The following is a 16,712-nucleotide window of genomic DNA, read 5'->3' on the forward strand; positions in this document are numbered from 1 at the left end:
GGAAGAATCAGCATGGCTGCCACTGAGACCCTCGCCGCCGTCTCCGGTTCGCTCGGCTCCATCGGTTACGGCCTGGCCGCGATCGGCCCTGGCGTCGGCGTCGGCATCATCTTCGGTAATGGCACCCAGGCCCTGGCCCGTCAGCCCGAGGCCGCCGGCCTGATCCGTGCCAACCAGATCCTCGGCTTCGCCTTCTGTGAGGCGCTCGCCCTCATCGGCATCGTTATGCCGTTCGTGTTCGGTAAGTAAGCACCCCTTACACCGGCACGTTTCGACGAAAGGCACTGATGTGATCGCCAACCTGGTACAGCTGGCGGCCGAGGAGGAGCAGAACCCGCTCCTGCCTCCGGGCCCCGAGCTGCTCGTCGGCACCATCGCCTTCGCCATCGTGTTCTTCTTCTTCTGGAAGAAGCTGCTTCCGAACATCAACAAGGTTCTGGAGGAGCGTCGCGCGGCGATCGAAGGCGGCATCGAAGAAGCCGACGCCATGAAGGTCGAGGCCCAGAGCGTCCTTGAGCAGTACAAGGCTCAGCTCGCCGAGGCCCGTCACGAGGCCGCGCGGCTGCGCCAGGAGGCGCAGGAGCAGGGCGCCACGCTCATCGCCGAGATGCGCGCGGAAGGCCAGCGGCAGCGCGAGGAGATCGTCGCCGCCGGTCACGCCCAGATCCAGGCCGACCGCAAGGCCGCTTCCTCCGCGCTGCGCCAGGACGTCGGCAAGCTCGCCACCGACCTGGCCGGCCGGCTCGTCGGCGAGTCCCTCGAGGACCACGCCCGGCAGAGCCGTGTCATCGACCGCTTCCTCGACGAGCTCGAGGAGAAGGCCGAGGCCAGCCGATGAACGGAGCGAGCCGCGATGCCCTGGCAGCCGCACGTGAGCGTCTCGACGCGCTGACGGACTCCACGTCCGTGGACGCCGGCACGCTCGCCGACGAGCTGGCCGCCGTGACCGCGCTGCTCGACCGCGAGGTGTCGCTGCGTCGGGTCCTGACCGACCCGGCGCAGTCCGGAGAGGGCAAGGCCGAGCTGGCCCGGCGCCTGCTCGGCTCGCAGGTCGGCGGCACGACCGTCGACCTGGTGTCCGGCCTGGTGCGTTCCCGCTGGTCGCAGTCGCGCGACCTGGTGGACGCCGTGGAGCAGCTGGCCGTTCTCGCCGACCTGACCGCCGCGCAGAAGGCGGGCCGGCTCGACAACGTCGAGGACGAGCTGTTCCGGTTCGGCCGGATCGTGACGTCGAACACCGGGCTGCGCGCCGCGCTGACCGACCGCAAGGCCACCACCGCGGCCAAGAGCGAGCTGCTGCGCAGTCTGCTCGGCGGCAAGGCCGAAGCGACCACCGAGCGTCTGGTGACGCGCCTTGTGACCGCGCCGCGGGGACGTAGCCTGGAAGCGGGACTCGAGTCCCTGTCCAAGCTCGCCGCCGACCGCCGGGACCGCATGGTGGCGATCGTCACCTCGGCGGTTCCGCTGAGCGACCCGCAGAAGCAGCGCCTGGGCGCCGCCCTCGCGAAGCTCTACGGCCGCACGATGCACCTCAACCTCGATGTGGACCCCGAGGTCCTCGGCGGGATCCGGGTGCAGGTCGGTGACGAGGTCATCAACGGCTCCATCGCGGACCGCATCGAGGACGCCGGCCGCCGACTGGCGAGCTAGCCCCAACTTCATAGCAGTACGTACTTATTACGGCCCATGTTGGGCCGTGCAGAAGAATCCTGGGGGTCGCCCCCAGACCCCCAAAGTGAAACTTCGGGCCCAACAAGGAGAGCAGGGAACCCAGATGGCGGAGCTCACGATCCGGCCGGAGGAGATCCGGGACGCGCTGGAGAACTTCGTCCAGTCGTACAAGCCGGACGCGGCCTCGCGCGAGGAGGTCGGTACGGTCACCCTTGCCGGCGACGGCATCGCGAAGGTCGAGGGGCTGCCCTCGGCCATGGCCAACGAACTGCTGAAGTTCGAGGACGGCACGCTCGGCCTCGCGCTCAACCTGGAAGAGCGCGAGATCGGCTGCGTCGTCCTCGGTGAGTTCAGCGGCATCGAGGAGGGGCAGCCGGTCACCCGCACCGGCGAGGTCCTGTCCGTGGCTGTCGGCGAGGGCTACCTCGGCCGCGTCGTCGACCCGCTCGGCAACCCGATCGACGGCCTCGGCGAGATCGAGACGTCCGGCCGCCGTGCCCTGGAGCTGCAGGCCCCGGGCGTCATGGCCCGTAAGTCGGTGCACGAGCCGATGGAGACCGGCTACAAGGCCGTCGACACGATGACCCCGATCGGCCGTGGCCAGCGTCAGCTGATCATCGGTGACCGCCAGACCGGCAAGACCGCCCTGGCCGTCGACACGATCATCAACCAGCGTGACAACTGGCGCTCGGGCGACCCGAAGAAGCAGGTCCGCTGCATCTACGTCGCCATCGGCCAGAAGGGCTCGACCATCGCCTCCGTGCGGGGCGCCCTGGACGAGGCCGGCGCGCTGGAGTACACGACCATCGTGGCCGCCCCGGCGTCCGACCCGGCCGGCTTCAAGTACCTGGCCCCGTACACCGGCTCGGCCATCGGCCAGCAGTGGATGTACGAGGGCAAGCACGTCCTGATCATCTTCGACGACCTGTCGAAGCAGGCCGACGCCTACCGCGCCGTGTCGCTGCTGCTGCGCCGTCCGCCGGGCCGTGAGGCCTACCCGGGTGACGTCTTCTACCTGCACTCCCGTCTGCTGGAGCGCTGCGCCAAGCTCTCGGACGAGATGGGCGCCGGTTCGATGACCGGTCTGCCGATCGTCGAGACCAAGGCCAACGACGTCTCGGCGTTCATCCCGACCAACGTCATCTCCATCACCGACGGCCAGTGCTTCCTGGAGTCCGACCTGTTCAACGCCGGTCAGCGTCCGGCTCTGAACGTCGGTATCTCGGTCTCCCGCGTCGGTGGTTCCGCGCAGCACAAGGCGATCCGCCAGGTGTCCGGCCGGCTCCGCGTGGACCTCGCCCAGTTCCGTGAGCTGGAGGCGTTCGCCGCCTTCGGTTCCGACCTGGACGCCGCGTCGAAGGCGCAGCTGGAGCGCGGTCAGCGGATGGTCGAGCTGCTGAAGCAGCCGCAGTACCAGCCGATGGCCACCGAGGACCAGGTCGTCTCCATCTGGGCCGGCACCACCGGCCGTATGGACGAGGTCCCGGTCAACGACATCCGCCGCTTCGAGAAGGAGCTCCTGGAGTACCTGCACCGCAAGGAGCAGGGCCTCATGACCTCCATCAAGGAGGGCGGCAAGATGTCGGACGACACGATCACGGCCATGAGTGACGCCGTCGCGGAGTTCAAGAAGCAGTTCGAGACGTCGGACGGCAAGCTGCTCGGCGAGGACACCCCTGCCGCTGCGGGCAAGTGACGACGGAAGGGACCTGACTCATGGGAGCCCAGCTCCGGGTCTACAAGCGTCGCATCAAATCCGTCACCGCGACCAAGAAGATCACCAAGGCGATGGAGATGATCGCCGCCTCGCGCGTCGTCAAGGCGCAGCGCAAGGTGGCGGCCTCCACGCCGTACGCGACCGAGCTCACCCGCGCGGTCACGGCGGTCGGAACCGGATCGAACACCAAGCACCCGCTGACCACGGAGGCGGAGACGGCGACCCGTTCCGCGGTGCTGCTCCTCACGAGTGACCGCGGACTGGCCGGCGCCTTCAACTCCAACGCGATCAAGGCGGCGGAGCAGCTGACCGTCCGTCTTGAGGCCGAGGGCAAGGAGGTCGACACGTACATCGTCGGCCGCCGCGGTCTGACCCACTACAACTTCCGTGAGCGCAAGGTCGCGGAGTCGTGGTCGGGCTTCACCGACGAGCCCTCGTACGCGGACGCGAAGAAGGTCGCCGTCCCGCTGATCGAGGCCATCGAGAAGGACACGGCGGACGGCGGCGTGGACGAACTCCACATCGTCTACACCGAGTTCGTCTCGATGATGACGCAGACGGCGGTCGACAGCCGCCTGCTGCCGCTCCGTCTCGACGAGGTGGCGGAGACGGATACGCCCGCCAAGGGCGAGATCCTTCCGCTGTACGACTTCGAGCCCTCGGCGGAGGACGTCCTCGACGCCCTCCTGCCGCGGTACGTCGAGAGCCGTATCTACAACGCGCTGCTCCAGTCGGCCGCCTCCAAGCACGCGGCCACCCGCCGCGCGATGAAGTCGGCGACCGACAACGCGGGAGATCTGATCACTTCGCTCTCCCGACTTGCCAACGCGGCCCGACAGGCCGAAATCACCCAGGAAATCAGCGAGATCGTCGGTGGCTCCGCAGCCCTGGCCGACGCGACCGCGGGGAGTGACAGGTAATGACGACGACAGTTGAGACGGCCGTTGCCACGGGCCGCGTCGCCCGGGTCATCGGCCCGGTCGTCGACGTGGAATTCCCCGTCGACGCCATGCCGGAGATCTACAACGCCCTTCATGTCGAGGTGGCCGACCCGGCCGACGCCGGCAAGAAGAAGACGCTGACCCTGGAGGTCGCCCAGCACCTGGGTGACGGCCTGGTCCGCACCATCTCGATGCAGCCCACCGACGGTCTGGTCCGCCAGGCCGCGGTGACGAACACCGGCTCGGGCATCAGTGTGCCGGTCGGCGACTTCACCAAGGGCAAGGTGTTCAACACCCTCGGTGAGGTCCTGAACACCGACGAGACCTACGAGGGCGAGCGCTGGACCATCCACCGCAAGGCCCCGGCGTTCGACCAGCTCGAGTCCAAGACCGAGATGTTCGAGACCGGCCTGAAGGTCGTCGACCTTCTCACCCCGTACGTCAAGGGCGGCAAGATCGGTCTGTTCGGTGGTGCCGGTGTCGGCAAGACCGTGCTGATCCAGGAAATGATCATGCGTGTCGCCAACCTCCACGAGGGCGTCTCCGTCTTCGCGGGCGTCGGCGAGCGCACCCGTGAGGGCAACGACCTCATCGCGGAGATGGAAGAGTCCGGCGTTCTGGACAAGACCGCCCTTGTCTTCGGCCAGATGGACGAGCCCCCGGGCACCCGTCTGCGCGTGGCCCTGGCCGGTCTGACCATGGCGGAGTACTTCCGCGATGTGCAGAAGCAGGACGTGCTGTTCTTCATCGACAACATCTTCCGCTTCACGCAGGCCGGCTCCGAGGTCTCGACCCTGCTCGGCCGTATGCCCTCCGCGGTGGGCTACCAGCCGAACCTGGCCGACGAGATGGGTCTCCTCCAGGAGCGCATCACCTCGACCCGCGGTCACTCGATCACCTCGATGCAGGCGATCTACGTCCCCGCGGACGACCTGACCGACCCGGCCCCGGCCACCACCTTCGCCCACCTCGACGCGACGACGGTTCTCTCCCGTCCGATCTCCGAGAAGGGCATCTACCCGGCCGTGGACCCGCTGGACTCCACGTCCCGCATCCTGGACCCGCGGTACATCGCGCAGGACCACTACGACTGCGCCATGCGCGTCAAGACGATCCTGCAGAAGTACAAGGACCTCCAGGACATCATCGCGATCCTCGGTATCGACGAGCTCGGCGAGGAGGACAAGCTCGTCGTCCACCGTGCCCGTCGCGTGGAGCGCTTCCTGTCCCAGAACACCCACGCCGCCAAGCAGTTCACCGGCGTCGACGGGTCGGACGTTCCGCTGGAGGAGTCGATCAGGGCCTTCAACGCGATCTGCGACGGCGAGTACGACCACTTCCCGGAGCAGGCGTTCTTCATGTGCGGTGGTCTTGAGGACCTCAAGAAGAACGCGAAGGAGCTGGGCGTCTCCTGACCGCGGAGCGCTGAGTTCGTCTGAGGGGGCGGGTGCGTCCCGCCCCCTCATCCACGCCTACTAGACTTGTAACCAACACCCGGCAGACCCGCCGGGTGGTGACCCGAGGAGCCACCTTGGCTGCTGAGCTGCACGTCGCGCTGGTCGCGGCCGACCGAGAGGTCTGGTCCGGCGAGGCCACCCTGGTCGTCGCGCGCACCACGTCCGGCGACATCGGCGTCATGCCCGGTCACCAGCCGCTGCTCGGTGTGCTGGAGTCGGGCCCGGTGACCATCCGTACGAGTGGCGGTGGAACGGTCGTCGCCGCGGTGCACGGCGGTTTCATCTCGTTCGCCGACGACAAGCTGTCGCTGCTGGCGGAGATCGCCGAGCTGTCGGACGAGATCGACGTCCAGCGCGCGGAGCGTGAGCTCGAGCGCGCGAAGGCGGAGGGCGACGCCCACGCCGAGCGTCGTGCGGACGTACGACTGCGGGCGGCGGCAGCGCGCTGAACCAGCGCGTTGTGCGATGACGTCACTCAGCCGCGGCTGGAACCGGAGCGATCCGGTACCAGTCGCGGCTGAGGCAGATGTGGGTGTTTTTTCCATTCCGTTACCGAGAAATCCGTAACCGAGGAGACGAGGAGGTCGGTGTCGATGGTCCTCGCTCTGACTGTGTGCGGATTGGTCGTGGCCCTGGTGGTCGTAGGACTGTTCGTCTTCGGCCTGCGCCGCAGGCTCATCCAGCGTTCCGGCGGGACCTTCGACTGCAGCCTGCGCTGGGACGTGCCGGAGAAACCCGACACCAGCGGCAAGGGCTGGAGCTACGGCGTCGCCCGCTACAACGGCGACCGCATCGAGTGGTACCGGATCTTCTCGTACTCACCCCGTCCGCGCCGCGTCCTGGAACGCTCCGCGATCGAGGTGGCCGGCCGCCGGGTTCCCGAGGACGAGGAGGAGCTGGCGCTGATCTCCGACCACATCGTCCTCACCTGTCTGCACCGGGGCACGCGTCTGGAGCTCGCGATGAGCGAGGACGCGCTGACCGGTTTCCTCGCGTGGCTGGAGGCGGCCCCACCCGGACAGCGGGTGAACGTGGCGTAGCCGCGTTCGCTCACGTGGGTGGGGCTCCCCCGGACCAGGTCCGGGGGAGCCCCTGTGCTGCGGCGGTTACTTCAGGCCGCTGTCGATGGCGTTCACCAGCTCCCCGTTGCCGGTGTCGCCGCTGAACTCCCAGAAGAACGCGCCACCCAGGCCCTGGTTCTTGGCCCAGGTCATCTTCCCGGCGATGGTCGACGGGGTGTCGTAGGACCACCAGTTGCTGCCGCAGTGCGCGTACGCCGTGCCCGCGATGGTGCCGGTGACCGGGCAGGACGTCTTGAGCACCTTGTAATCCTCGATGCCCGCCTCGTACGTGCCGGGTGCCGGGCCGGTCGCCGCGCCGCCGGGGGCGGACTGGGTGACGCCGGTCCAGCCGCGGCCGTAGAAGCCGATGCCGAGCAGCAGCTTGGCGGACGGGACGCCCTTCGCCTTCAGCTTCGCGATGGCGTCGGCGGAGTTGAAGCCGGCGGCCGGGATGCCGGGGTACGAGGTGAGCGGCGAGTGCGGGGCGGTCGGGCCGTCCTTGTCGAAGGCGCCGAAGTAGTCGTACGTCATCACGTTGTACCAGTCGAGGTACTGCGAGGCGCCGCCGTAGTCGGCCGCGTCGAGCTTGCCGCCGGCGGAGCCGTCGGCCGTGATGGCGGCGGTGACCAGGTAGTTCGAGCCGAACTCCGAACGCAGCGCCTGGGACAGGGTCCTGAACGCGGCCGGGCCGGACGTGTCGCAGGTCAGGCCGCAGGCGTTCGGGTACTCCCAGTCGATGTCGATGCCGTCGAAGACGTCGGCCCAGCGCGGGTCCTCGACGACCGCCTTGCAGGACTTGGCGAACGCCGCCGGGTTGGCCGCGGCCTGCGCGAAGCCGCCGGAGTAGGTCCAGCCGCCGAACGAGTACAGCACCTTGATGTGCGGGTACTTGGCCTTGAGCTGGCGCAGCTGGTTGAAGTTGCCGCGCAGCGGCTGGTCCCAGGTGTCGGCGGTGCCGCTGACGGACTGGTCGGCGGTGTAGGCCTTCTCGTAGGCGGCGAAGGTGTCGTCGACCGTGCACTGGCCGTTCTTCACGTTGCCGAACGCGTAGTTGATGTGGGTGATCTTGGCGGCCGAGCCGGACGTCACCAGGTTCTTGACGTGGTAGTTGCGGCCGTAGACGCCCCACTCGGTGAAGTAGCCGAGCTTGACCTTGCCGCCGGTCGGCGGGGGTTCCGTGGTGCCGCCGGTGGTGCGGACCGCGACCGCCGCGCTGACCGGGCCGGTCTGGTCGGCGGTGTCACGGGCCTGGACGGTGTAGGAGTAGTCGGTGCCGGCGGTGAGACCGCTGTCGGTGTACGAGGTCGTCGTCACGGTGGCGATCTTCGCACCGTCGCGCAGGACGTCGTAGTTCTTGACGCCCTTGTCGTCGGTGGCCGCGCTCCAGGTCAGCTTCACCGAGGTGTCGGTGACGGCGGAGGCGGTGGGCCTGCCGGGCGCGGAGGGGGCCGCGTCACCGGGGACCGTGGGGCCGCCGTCACAACTGCCGCCGTTGAGCTTGCAGTTGGCGGGGGAGCCGGTGCCGGTGCCGTTGAAGCCGAAGGAGACGGAGGCGCCGGGGGCGAGGGAGCCGTTCCAGGACTTGTTCTTGGCGGTCCAGTGGGTGCCGGAGGAGGTGACGTCGGCGTCCCAGGCGGAGGCGACGGACGTGCCGGAGGGGAAGTCCCACTCGACGGTCCAGGAGCTGAGGGCCGTGGTGCCGGTGTTCTTCACCGTCCACTTGCCTTCGAATCCGGTGCCCCAGTCGGAGGCCTTGGTGTAGGTGGCGGTGGCGGACGTCGCGGCCTGGGCGGGGCTCGCGAGGCCGACCAGGCCGGCGATGGGGAGCATCAGCGTCGCGAACAAGGCCGCGGCTCTGTGTCTGAAGCGCATGCTGCGCCTCCTCTTTTCATTTTGCGCCTCCGGCGCGCTGCAGCCGGTGTCGAGAGCACGACCGTGCTCAGCCCTTCGGGCCTCCGCGCGCTCGCACTCTCGACACCGTCGCGCGCCTTTGGCGGGGGGTTGGGGGCGCGACTGAGCCTTCACGCCCACGGTGCCGCGAGAATAGAAAGGTCTGGACCACAGGTCAATAGGTCTGGACCACTGCGATCACATCGCTTGAATACCCAACTCTTGCGCGAGCACCGCGGCTTGCACCCGGCTGCGCAGCTCCAGCTTCCCCAGCAGGCGGCTGACGTGCGTCTTCACGGTCGCCTCGGCCATGTCGAGCCGGGCCGCGATCTCGGCGTTGGACAGCCCCCCGCCGAGGCAGGCCAGCACCTCGCGCTCGCGCCGGGTGAGCGTGTCGAGCACCGCGGGGTCGGCGGTCGGCTGCCGTACCGGCTTGGCGGCGAACTCCGCGATCAGCCGCCGGGTGACCGCCGGGGCGATCAGCCCCTCCCCGCGGCCCACCGTGCGGACCGCCTCCACCAGGTCCTTCGCCTCCGTGTTCTTCAGCAGGAACCCGGCGGCCCCGGCCCGCAGCGCCCCGAAGACGTACTCGTCGAGGTCGAAGGTGGTCAGGACGAGCACGTCCGCCAGGCCCTCGGCGACCACCCGCCGGGTCGCCGACACCCCGTCCACGCGCGGCATCTGTATGTCCATGAGCACCAGGTCGGGCCGCAGCTCGCGGGCCAGCGCCACCGCCTGCTCACCGTCCACCGCCTCACCGACCACCTCGATGCCGGGGGCGCTGCGCAGAATCAGGACGAGTCCGGCGCGTACGGCGGACTGGTCCTCGGCGACGAGGACGCGGATCATGCGGACTCTCCTTGGGCGCTGTCGGTCAGGGGCAGGGTGGCGCGGACGGTCCAGATCGTGCCGTGAGCCGAGGCGGGGTCCCGGACGGGGCCGGCCTCGAAACTGCCGCCCAGCAGGGCCGTGCGCTCCCGCATGCCGACCAGCCCGGCGCCGGAGCCGGGCGCGCGCGGCCCGTCCCGGTCGCCGTAGGGGCTGGTCACGGTGACGGTCAGCGTGTCCTGCCGGTGGGCCAGGGCCACGGTGACGCGGCCGGGGCAGGCGTGCTTGAGGGCGTTGGTGAGGGACTCCTGCACGATCCGGTACGCGGCGAGTTCGACCGGGGCGGGCACCCCGTCGGCGTCGGGCACGGCGTCCAGGGCGAGGTCGAGGGCGATGTCGAGGACGACGTCCAGGCCGTTGGCGCGGGCGCCGTCGACCAGGGCGGGGAGCCCTCGCAGGGTCGGGGTCGCGACAGGTTCGTCGTCGCCGTCGCGCAGGATCCCGATCAGGCGTCGCATCTCGGCCAGGCCCGCCACGCTGTTCTCGCGGATCACCCCGAGCGCCTCCCGGGAGACGGACGGGTCGTCCAGGGAGAGCGCGGCCGTGGAGTGGATGGCGATGGCGGAGAGGTGGTTGGCGACCATGTCGTGCAACTCCCGGGCCATGCGAGCGCGTTCGGCGGTCACCGCCTGAGCGCGGTCCATCTCGGCCAGCAGCGCGGTCTGTTCGGCGCGCAGCCGGGCGGCGTCGGCTGCGTCCCGGTGGTTGCGCACGATCAGACCGGTGGCCGCGGGCGCGAACGACACGACACCGACGGCCACCCCGATCAGCAGGGCCTCGGGCACCCGCCACACCGCGAACGGCACCAGCGCGCCGGCCGCCGTCAGCAGCCCGGTGATCCAGGGGATGCGGCGGGCCGAGGAGGGCGGGCCGTACAGGACGGCCGCGTACATCAGGTCGGTGTACATCAGGATCGTGAACAGGCTGCCCCGGGTGACCGTGTCCAGGACCAGCGCGGCCGTACCGACGAGCAGGGCCGTACGCGGGGCGGTCCGGCGCAGCAGCTCGCAGCCGGCCGTCACGGCGAGCGGCACCAGGAGCGGCCAGCGGCCGTCGAGGAGCACGATCGGTTCGTCGGCCGGCCGGGTGCCCAGGCCGATGCCCCACAGGAGCAGCCCGCCGAGCAGCCCGGCTGCCGCGACACACACGTCGAACCGGTGCGGGCGGGGCAGTCCGGGAGCCATGTCCCCATCCAACACGGACCGCGCCCCGGACGCCTGATGCCCGGGGACGGTCTGGCGCTGCATCCTTCGATGTACCGCCGCTTCGTCATCGCCGACGACGAAGCGGGCCGGTCCTCACGGGAGCCTGGAAGGGTGACCGAGAGGAGCGCGTCGTGATCGTCACGTTGATCATCGTCTGTGAGATCGGGTTCTGGGTGCTGCTGGCCGCGGGGCTGGCCTTCCGGTACCTGCTGCGCATGCCGCGCACCGGCATGGCCCTGCTGCTGTGCGAGCCCCTCCTGGAGATCGTGCTGCTGGTCGTCACGGCCCTGGACCTGAAGAACGGGGCCGACCCGAGCTGGAAGCACGGGCTGGCCGCGCTGTACATCGGCTACACGGCCGGCCACGGCCATCGCACCGTGAAGTGGCTCGACGGCCACGCCGCCCACCGGCTGGCGGGTGCGCCGAAGCCGGCCGGGGCGCCGCGCCACGGGATGGCCCGGGCCCGGCACGAGGGCACGGTGTGGCTGGGCTCGGTGCTGGCCGCGGCCGTGGCGACCGCTCTCCTCCAGATCGCCATCTGGTACGTCGGCGACCCCTCCCGCACCGGCTCCCTGGAGAGCTGGCGCTACGCCGCCTGGCGGGCCGTGGGCATCCACGGCCTGATCGCGCTGTCCTGCACGATCTGGCCGAAGAAGGCCCCGGCCGACGCCGGGCCAAAGCGCCGGGTGAACGTCCCGAAGGAGCGCGTCGGGCGATGAACAGGCCGTCGAGGAACCTGCTGGAGGGGGCCGGCACCTTCGTGGCCGGCCTGGTGCTGCGGCTGGCCGGCGGGGAGGTGGAGGTCCCGGTCGTCACCCTGACGAAGGTCGGTGTGGTGATGATGTGGGTCGGGGGCGCGCTCGTCGCGACGGGCCTGTACCGGGCGGTCCGCGCCTCGTCCGGCTCCGGGCCGAGCTGAGCCTCAGCGCTCCCCGCCCGGCACCCACAGCACGTCGCCGACGTCCTTGTTCGCCGTCCGCGCCAGGATGAACAGCAGGTCCGACAGCCGGTTGAGGTAGGTCGCGGTGAGCGGGTTCATCGTCTCGCCGTGCACCTCCAGCGCGGCCCACGTCGAGCGCTCGGCCCGGCGGACGACCGTGCACGCCTGGTGCAGCAGGGCCGCGCCCGGGGTGCCGCCGGGCAGGATGAAGGAGCGGAGCTTGTCCAGCCGCTCGTTGAAGCGGTCGCAGTCCGCCTCCAGCTTGTCGACGTAGAACTGCTCGACCCGCAGGGGCGGGAACTCCGGCTTCTCCACCACCGGCGTGGACAGGTCCGCGCCCACGTCGAAGAGGTCGTTCTGGACGCGGGCGAGGACGGTGACGATCTCCTCGTCCAGGCCGCCCAGCGCGACCGCCGTGCCGATCACCGCGTTCGCCTCGTTGGCGTCGGCGTACGCGGCGATCCTGAGGTCGGTCTTGGCGACCCTGCTCATGTCGCCGAGGGCGGTGGTGCCCTGGTCGCCGGTCCTGGTGTAGATGCGCGTCAGATTGACCATGAGGCCAGCGTAGTTACGCGCCGGCCGTCCGGAAGACCCGTGTGCCCACCGTCACGGACAGCGCGGTCAGGCCGACGGCCACCAGGACGCCGTACAGCATGGCCGCCGAGGTGTACGAGCCGACGTACGCGTCCCGCATCGCGTCCACCAGATAGCGCAACGGCATGAAGTGGGAGAGGACGTCCAGCCAGCCGGGGGCGAGGGTCATCGGGAGCATCAGGCCGGACAGCAGCATGGACGGCATGCTGAGGGCGTTGACCGTGGGGCCGAACTCTCCCGGGGTGCGGACCTTCATCGCCAGCGCGTACGACAGCGCGCCCAGCGACACGCTGAGCAGCGCGACGAACGCGAAGCCGATCAGGATGCCCGCCAGGGGTGCGCGCAGGCCCATCGCCACCGAGGCCAGCACCAGCAGCACGGCCTGGAAGACGAACACCGTGGCATCGCGCAGCACGCGGCCGAGCAGGAGCGCCAGGCGGCTGACGGGGGTGACCCGCATGCGCTCGATCACGCCCTGGCCGTTCTCGACGATGACCGAGAAACCCGCGAACGACGCTCCGAAGAGCGCGAGTTGGAGCAGCAGTCCGGGAACCAGCAGCTGCCACGAACTGCCCCGCCCGCCGAGCGGCAGATTCGTCAGCAGCGGGCCGAAGAAGAGCAGATACAGCAGCGGCATCAGCATGCCGAAGAGCAGCGCGAAGCGGGAGCGCAGGGACTGGCGGAGGTAGCGGCCGTAGATGAGGGCCGTGTCGTGGAGCAGCATCGTCTCGGACTCCTATACGGCTACGGGGGTGGCGTCGGCCGGCTCCGGGCCGCGGCCGGTGATGGCGAGGAACGTGTCCTGCAGACTCGCGTCGATCGAGCCGCCGTACGTCAGCTTCAGCGCGCTCGGGGTGCCTTCGGCCACGACCACGCCCTGGTCGACGACGACCAGGCGGTCGGAGAGGGCGTCGGCCTCGTCGAGGTAGTGGGTGGTCAGGAAGACGGTCGTGCCGTGCTCGTCGCGCAGCCGGCGGACCAGGTCCCACAGGCCGGCGCGGCTGCCGGGGTCCAGGCCGGTCGTCGGCTCGTCCAGGAACAGGACCTTCGGGCGGTGGGTCAGGGCCATCGCGATGTCCAGGCGCCGCCGCTGGCCGCCGGAGAGCGTGCCCGCCCGGCGGTCGAGCAGCCCGGTGAGGTCCAGGTCGCGGGCCAACTCCTCGGCGCGGCGGGCCGCCTGGGCTCTCGTCAGGCGGTACAGGCGGCCCTGGGTGACCAGTTCCTCCCGCACGGTGATCTGCGGGTCGACCCCGCCGGACTGCGCGACGTAGCCGCACGCCCGCCGCACCCCGGCCGGGTCGGCCGCCAGGTCGTGTCCGGCGACGGTGGCCGCGCCGCCGGTGGGCGCCAGCAGGGTCGTGAGCATCCGCAGGGTGGTGGTCTTCCCGGCCCCGTTCGGGCCCAGGAAGCCGAGGATCTCCCCTTCGCGGACGGTGAGGTCGACGCCGCGCACGGCCTCGACCGGACCGTTCTTCGTCCGGAAGGCACGGGCCAGGCCGGCCGTACTGATGATTGCCATGGCCCCAGAAAAACAGAGTCCCTGAAATTTTGCAACGACCCCAAATTCCAAGGGAGCCCAGCGAAGCTAGGATCGGGGCATGGCTGAGGGACTCAGGGAACGGAAGAAGCGGCAGACCAGGCAGTACATCTCGGACGTCGCCACCGGACTGTTCGTCGAGCGCGGGTTCGACGCGGTGACCGTCGCCGAGATCGCCGAGGCGGCCGACGTCTCCGTGAACACCGTCTACAACTACTTCCCGGCCAAGGAGGACCTCTTCCTCGACCGGTCCGCGGGCGTCGTCGACCGGCTCGCCCGCTGGGTGCGCGCCCGCGGCACCGGCGAGTCCGCGGCGGCCGCGGTCCTGCGCGAACTGCGCGACGAGGTCGAGGCCGTCTCGCCCCGCCTCGGGCTGTTCTCCGGCTACTCCCGCTTCATGCGGGTCATCCACGACGCCCCCGCGCTGCGCTCCCGGCTGTGGGCGATCGGCCAGGAGGTCCTGGAGAATCTGGAGGAGGCCCTGCGCGAGGAGACCGGCGCCCCGGCGGACGACCCGATGCCGGGCCTGATCGCCGGTCAGGTCGCCTGGGTGCACCAGACCGTGATGTCCGTCATCGGACGCGAGATGATGACCGGGCGCAATCCGGACGAAGTATCACGAGAGGTGCTCCTGCTTCTCGACGACATCGAGGAGCTGTTGAGCGAGAAGGTGCTCAACTACGCCGTACGGGGCGTCGTATGACCCGCGTCGGTGTGATGTCCGTCAGATGAGACGTGACGCGCGTTACTTACCGGTCACACCGCCCCTCACGGGCGCTAGGGTCCGCCGAAGAGGCAATTCTGAACAGCGTGTGAGCGCTTGTGTGCAGTCAAAGGGGAGTCGCACAGTGGCACGGAAGCTTGCCGTCATCGGCGCCGGCCTGATGGGTTCCGGTATCGCCCAGGTCTCCGCGCAGGCGGGCTGGGACGTCGTCCTGCGCGACGTCACCGACGAGGCGCTCAAGCGGGGCACCGACGGCATCAAGGCCTCGTACGACAAGTTCGTCGGCAAGGGCAAGCTGGAAGCGCACGACGCCGACGCCGCCCTCGCCCGGATCACCGCGACCACCGATCTGGACGCCGTCGCCGACGCGGACATCGTCGTCGAGGCCGTCTTCGAGAAGCTCGACGTCAAGCACGAGATCTTCCGCGCCCTCGACAGGATCGTCCGTGACGACGCCGTGCTCGCCTCCAACACCTCCGCCATCCCGATCACCAAGATCGCGGCCGTGACGGAGCGCCCGGAGCGCGTGGTCGGCACGCACTTCTTCTCGCCGGTCCCGATGATGCAGCTGTGCGAGCTGGTGCGCGGCTACAAGACGAGTGACGAAACCCTCGCCACCGCCCGGGAGTTCGCCGAGTCCGTCGGCAAGACCTGCATCGTCGTCAACCGGGACGTGGCCGGCTTCGTGACGACCCGTCTCATCTCGGCGCTCGTCGTCGAGGCGGCCAAGCTGTACGAGTCGGGCGTGGCCACCGCCGAGGACATCGACCTCGCCTGCAAACTGGGCTTCGGCCACGCCATGGGCCCGCTCGCCACGGCGGACCTGACCGGCGTCGACATCCTCCTGCACGCCACCGGCAACATCTACACCGAGTCCCAGGACGAGAAGTTCGCCCCGCCGGAGCTGATGCGCCGGATGGTGGACGCCGGTGACATCGGACGCAAGAGCGGGCAGGGCTTCTACAAGCACTGAGAACCTGGAAACCGCACACGCCCCCTGGTGCATCACACCCTTGGGTGAATTCGGTATCGGTTCGCTTACGGACGGCAACCTCTGAACGTCGAAGTCCGTCAGAGGTTGCATCACCTGGCACACGGCAAGGCAACACATTCGCGGAGCACGGCAGGCACGCACAGGGGAGCGCATATGTACATCAGGGGCGACCACGCCGAGCTGGTCGTCGGGGGCCGCCTCGACGTCCGCAGCGCGGCGGACGCCCGTACGGTCCTGCACTCGGCCGTCGACGACGGAGTCGGCGATCTGGTACTGGATCTGTCCGAGCTGGACTCCTGGGACGCCACCGGACTCGGGGTGATCATGGGGGCGCACCGGCGGGCCGGCCGCTGCGGCCGACGGCTGGTGCTGCGCGACGTACCGCCGCAGATGCAGCGTCTGCTCGTCGCCACGCGACTGCACCGCATCCTCGCGATCGAGGGCGGCATCGGCGTGGAGTCGCTGCCCCGGGTGTGACCTCCGGCACAGGTGTGGTCCGGTGGGCGGGGGAGACCCGCGTGGTACCCCGCGAATCGTACGACGTTCGCAATCCTCACGAGACTGTGACGTCTCGGACGGCGCGGGACCCCGGGCTGTCGTAGATACTGTGCGAAGGTTTAGGGTTCGGTCGCCCGCTGCGTGACAACCCTTGAGCGGGCCCGGACCAGAAGCGACAGCGCGGTGTGCAACAGGCCGGAAGGGGCCGGAGCTGGCACACGACGCTTTTGGGGGGCTTGACCTATGGACCCGAACAACCGGGGACCCGAGGAGTACGGCCACGACGATGGGGACACCTCCCGGTCGAGCAGATTCGAGACCGGGGCAGGCTCCACGCCGCGCCCGCGCCCGTCCAGGGACTCCCTGACATCCGACTTCGCACCGCACGCGCCCGCACCGGCCCGCACCGTGCAGCTCGTCACGGGCGACTACCTGCTCACCGTCAATCCCGTCGACGGCAGCGAGATAGAGGTCTGCCCGCCGGGAGAACGCCCCGGCCGGCCCGAGAGGCTGACGGCGGCCGAACGCGCCGAGGCCGCCCGCGCGGCCCGGCCGCCGGTCCCGCCCGGGCCGGGCCCGATCGGAACAGCACACC

General features: G+C 69.8%; 19 protein-coding genes and 1 pseudogene. 14 read left to right on the forward strand and 6 right to left on the reverse strand.

Annotated elements, in window-relative coordinates; translation table 11 throughout:
• The first annotated feature begins 12 nt into the window (after nucleotides 1–12).
• From ACWD0J_RS32590 to ACWD0J_RS32625, 8 genes are all read left to right on the forward strand, one after another.
• Nucleotides 13–249, forward strand: a complete 237-nt coding sequence (locus ACWD0J_RS32590; protein ID WP_015657805.1) for an ATP synthase subunit c family protein — start codon at nucleotides 13–15, stop codon at nucleotides 247–249.
• A 40-nt stretch (nucleotides 250–289) separates the two neighbouring features.
• Complete coding sequence (locus ACWD0J_RS32595) at nucleotides 290–838, forward strand: F0F1 ATP synthase subunit B (protein WP_451499459.1); 549 nt, start codon at nucleotides 290–292, stop codon at nucleotides 836–838.
• The gene (locus tag ACWD0J_RS32600) at nucleotides 835–1,650 is read left to right on the forward strand and encodes a F0F1 ATP synthase subunit delta (RefSeq protein WP_451499460.1); all 816 of its coding nucleotides are present in this window, start codon (nucleotides 835–837) and stop codon (nucleotides 1,648–1,650) included. Before ACWD0J_RS32595 ends, ACWD0J_RS32600 begins: the two co-directional genes overlap by 4 nt.
• A gap of 124 nt (nucleotides 1,651–1,774) precedes the next feature.
• The gene (atpA, locus tag ACWD0J_RS32605; protein ID WP_451499461.1) at nucleotides 1,775–3,367 is read left to right on the forward strand and encodes a F0F1 ATP synthase subunit alpha; all 1,593 of its coding nucleotides are present in this window, start codon (nucleotides 1,775–1,777) and stop codon (nucleotides 3,365–3,367) included.
• Nucleotides 3,368–3,387: 20 nt separating this feature from the next.
• Nucleotides 3,388–4,308: a F0F1 ATP synthase subunit gamma gene (locus ACWD0J_RS32610; RefSeq protein ID WP_451499462.1), complete on the forward strand. Its 921-nt coding sequence runs from the start codon at nucleotides 3,388–3,390 to the stop codon at nucleotides 4,306–4,308.
• Nucleotides 4,308–5,744, forward strand: coding sequence for a F0F1 ATP synthase subunit beta (gene atpD, locus ACWD0J_RS32615; protein WP_451499463.1), 1,437 nt, complete (start codon nucleotides 4,308–4,310; stop codon nucleotides 5,742–5,744). Before ACWD0J_RS32610 ends, atpD begins: the two co-directional genes overlap by 1 nt.
• A gap of 116 nt (nucleotides 5,745–5,860) precedes the next feature.
• Entirely contained in the window at nucleotides 5,861–6,235 is a 375-nt protein-coding gene (locus tag ACWD0J_RS32620; protein WP_451499464.1) for a F0F1 ATP synthase subunit epsilon, read from the forward strand.
• A gap of 144 nt (nucleotides 6,236–6,379) precedes the next feature.
• On the forward strand, nucleotides 6,380–6,826 hold the full coding sequence (locus tag ACWD0J_RS32625) for a DUF2550 domain-containing protein (RefSeq protein WP_451499465.1): 447 nt from the start codon (nucleotides 6,380–6,382) through the stop codon (nucleotides 6,824–6,826).
• Between the two features lie 66 nt (nucleotides 6,827–6,892).
• On the opposite strand, the gene ACWD0J_RS32630 is transcribed toward ACWD0J_RS32625, so the two are convergent.
• The 3 genes from ACWD0J_RS32630 to ACWD0J_RS32640 all read right to left on the reverse strand — a co-directional run bounded on the left by ACWD0J_RS32630 (nucleotide 6,893) and on the right by ACWD0J_RS32640 (nucleotide 10,809).
• Complete coding sequence (locus ACWD0J_RS32630) at nucleotides 6,893–8,719, reverse strand: glycosyl hydrolase family 18 protein (protein ID WP_451499466.1); 1,827 nt, start codon at nucleotides 8,717–8,719, stop codon at nucleotides 6,893–6,895.
• Between the two features lie 216 nt (nucleotides 8,720–8,935).
• A complete protein-coding gene (locus tag ACWD0J_RS32635; protein WP_451499467.1) occupies nucleotides 8,936–9,586 on the reverse strand; it encodes a response regulator in 651 nt (216 codons plus the stop codon).
• Nucleotides 9,583–10,809, reverse strand: coding sequence for a sensor histidine kinase (locus tag ACWD0J_RS32640; RefSeq protein ID WP_451499468.1), 1,227 nt, complete (start codon nucleotides 10,807–10,809; stop codon nucleotides 9,583–9,585). Before ACWD0J_RS32640 ends, ACWD0J_RS32635 begins: the two co-directional genes overlap by 4 nt.
• 152 nt (nucleotides 10,810–10,961) lie before the next feature.
• Here ACWD0J_RS32640 and ACWD0J_RS32645 point away from each other — a divergent pair, with 152 nt between their 5' ends.
• Both ACWD0J_RS32645 and ACWD0J_RS32650 read left to right on the forward strand, forming a co-directional pair.
• Nucleotides 10,962–11,549 (forward strand): hypothetical protein, encoded by a 588-nt coding sequence (locus ACWD0J_RS32645; RefSeq protein WP_451499469.1) that lies wholly within the window; start codon nucleotides 10,962–10,964, stop codon nucleotides 11,547–11,549.
• Complete coding sequence (locus ACWD0J_RS32650; protein ID WP_451499470.1) at nucleotides 11,546–11,749, forward strand: DUF5708 family protein; 204 nt, start codon at nucleotides 11,546–11,548, stop codon at nucleotides 11,747–11,749. Before ACWD0J_RS32645 ends, ACWD0J_RS32650 begins: the two co-directional genes overlap by 4 nt.
• Nucleotides 11,750–11,752: 3 nt before the next feature.
• Here the strand turns inward: ACWD0J_RS32650 and ACWD0J_RS32655 are convergent, their stop codons facing one another.
• From ACWD0J_RS32655 to ACWD0J_RS32665, 3 genes are read right to left on the reverse strand one after another with little or no spacing between them, the layout of a single operon-like run.
• Nucleotides 11,753–12,325 (reverse strand): cob(I)yrinic acid a,c-diamide adenosyltransferase, encoded by a 573-nt coding sequence (locus ACWD0J_RS32655; RefSeq protein WP_451499471.1) that lies wholly within the window; start codon nucleotides 12,323–12,325, stop codon nucleotides 11,753–11,755.
• Between the two features lie 13 nt (nucleotides 12,326–12,338).
• The gene (locus ACWD0J_RS32660) at nucleotides 12,339–13,088 is read right to left on the reverse strand and encodes an ABC transporter permease (RefSeq protein WP_451499472.1); all 750 of its coding nucleotides are present in this window, start codon (nucleotides 13,086–13,088) and stop codon (nucleotides 12,339–12,341) included.
• Nucleotides 13,089–13,100: 12 nt separating this feature from the next.
• A complete protein-coding gene (locus ACWD0J_RS32665) occupies nucleotides 13,101–13,883 on the reverse strand; it encodes an ATP-binding cassette domain-containing protein (protein WP_451499473.1) in 783 nt (260 codons plus the stop codon).
• A 79-nt stretch (nucleotides 13,884–13,962) separates the two neighbouring features.
• Here ACWD0J_RS32665 and ACWD0J_RS32670 point away from each other — a divergent pair, with 79 nt between their 5' ends.
• The 4 genes and pseudogenes from ACWD0J_RS32670 to ACWD0J_RS32685 all read left to right on the forward strand — a co-directional run.
• Nucleotides 13,963–14,604, forward strand: coding sequence for a TetR/AcrR family transcriptional regulator (locus ACWD0J_RS32670; protein ID WP_451499474.1), 642 nt, complete (start codon nucleotides 13,963–13,965; stop codon nucleotides 14,602–14,604).
• A 145-nt stretch (nucleotides 14,605–14,749) separates the two neighbouring features.
• Nucleotides 14,750–15,598 (forward strand): 3-hydroxyacyl-CoA dehydrogenase family protein, encoded by an 849-nt coding sequence (locus ACWD0J_RS32675; RefSeq protein WP_451499475.1) that lies wholly within the window; start codon nucleotides 14,750–14,752, stop codon nucleotides 15,596–15,598.
• 174 nt (nucleotides 15,599–15,772) lie between these two features.
• Nucleotides 15,773–16,096 carry an STAS domain-containing protein gene (locus ACWD0J_RS32680; protein WP_031040714.1) on the forward strand — a complete coding sequence of 108 codons (324 nt, stop codon included), beginning with the start codon at nucleotides 15,773–15,775 and terminating at the stop codon, nucleotides 16,094–16,096.
• 264 nt (nucleotides 16,097–16,360) lie between these two features.
• A pseudogene (locus ACWD0J_RS32685) lies at nucleotides 16,361–16,712 on the forward strand (hypothetical protein); the annotation flags it as partial.

Source organism: Streptomyces sp. NPDC003011, assembly GCF_053591515.1.

What these genes read in the sequence shown, in the direction of transcription:
- ACWD0J_RS32590 (WP_015657805.1), top strand. Translation starts at nt 13, where the DNA reads ATGGCTGCCACTGAGACCCTCGCCGCCGTCTCCGGTTCGCTCGGCTCC.
- ACWD0J_RS32625 (WP_451499465.1), top strand. Translation starts at nt 6,380, where the DNA reads ATGGTCCTCGCTCTGACTGTGTGCGGATTGGTCGTGGCCCTGGTGGTC.
- ACWD0J_RS32660 (WP_451499472.1), bottom strand. Translation starts at nt 13,088, where the DNA reads ATGCTGCTCCACGACACGGCCCTCATCTACGGCCGCTACCTCCGCCAG.
- ACWD0J_RS32680 (WP_031040714.1), top strand. Translation starts at nt 15,773, where the DNA reads ATGTACATCAGGGGCGACCACGCCGAGCTGGTCGTCGGGGGCCGCCTC.
- ACWD0J_RS32650 (WP_451499470.1), top strand. Translation starts at nt 11,546, where the DNA reads ATGAACAGGCCGTCGAGGAACCTGCTGGAGGGGGCCGGCACCTTCGTG.
- ACWD0J_RS32665 (WP_451499473.1), bottom strand. Translation starts at nt 13,883, where the DNA reads ATGGCAATCATCAGTACGGCCGGCCTGGCCCGTGCCTTCCGGACGAAG.
- ACWD0J_RS32630 (WP_451499466.1), bottom strand. Translation starts at nt 8,719, where the DNA reads ATGCGCTTCAGACACAGAGCCGCGGCCTTGTTCGCGACGCTGATGCTC.
- atpD (WP_451499463.1), top strand. Translation starts at nt 4,308, where the DNA reads ATGACGACGACAGTTGAGACGGCCGTTGCCACGGGCCGCGTCGCCCGG.
- ACWD0J_RS32600 (WP_451499460.1), top strand. Translation starts at nt 835, where the DNA reads ATGAACGGAGCGAGCCGCGATGCCCTGGCAGCCGCACGTGAGCGTCTC.
- ACWD0J_RS32670 (WP_451499474.1), top strand. Translation starts at nt 13,963, where the DNA reads ATGGCTGAGGGACTCAGGGAACGGAAGAAGCGGCAGACCAGGCAGTAC.
- ACWD0J_RS32610 (WP_451499462.1), top strand. Translation starts at nt 3,388, where the DNA reads ATGGGAGCCCAGCTCCGGGTCTACAAGCGTCGCATCAAATCCGTCACC.
- atpA (WP_451499461.1), top strand. Translation starts at nt 1,775, where the DNA reads ATGGCGGAGCTCACGATCCGGCCGGAGGAGATCCGGGACGCGCTGGAG.
- ACWD0J_RS32640 (WP_451499468.1), bottom strand. Translation starts at nt 10,809, where the DNA reads ATGGCTCCCGGACTGCCCCGCCCGCACCGGTTCGACGTGTGTGTCGCG.
- ACWD0J_RS32635 (WP_451499467.1), bottom strand. Translation starts at nt 9,586, where the DNA reads ATGATCCGCGTCCTCGTCGCCGAGGACCAGTCCGCCGTACGCGCCGGA.
- ACWD0J_RS32655 (WP_451499471.1), bottom strand. Translation starts at nt 12,325, where the DNA reads ATGGTCAATCTGACGCGCATCTACACCAGGACCGGCGACCAGGGCACC.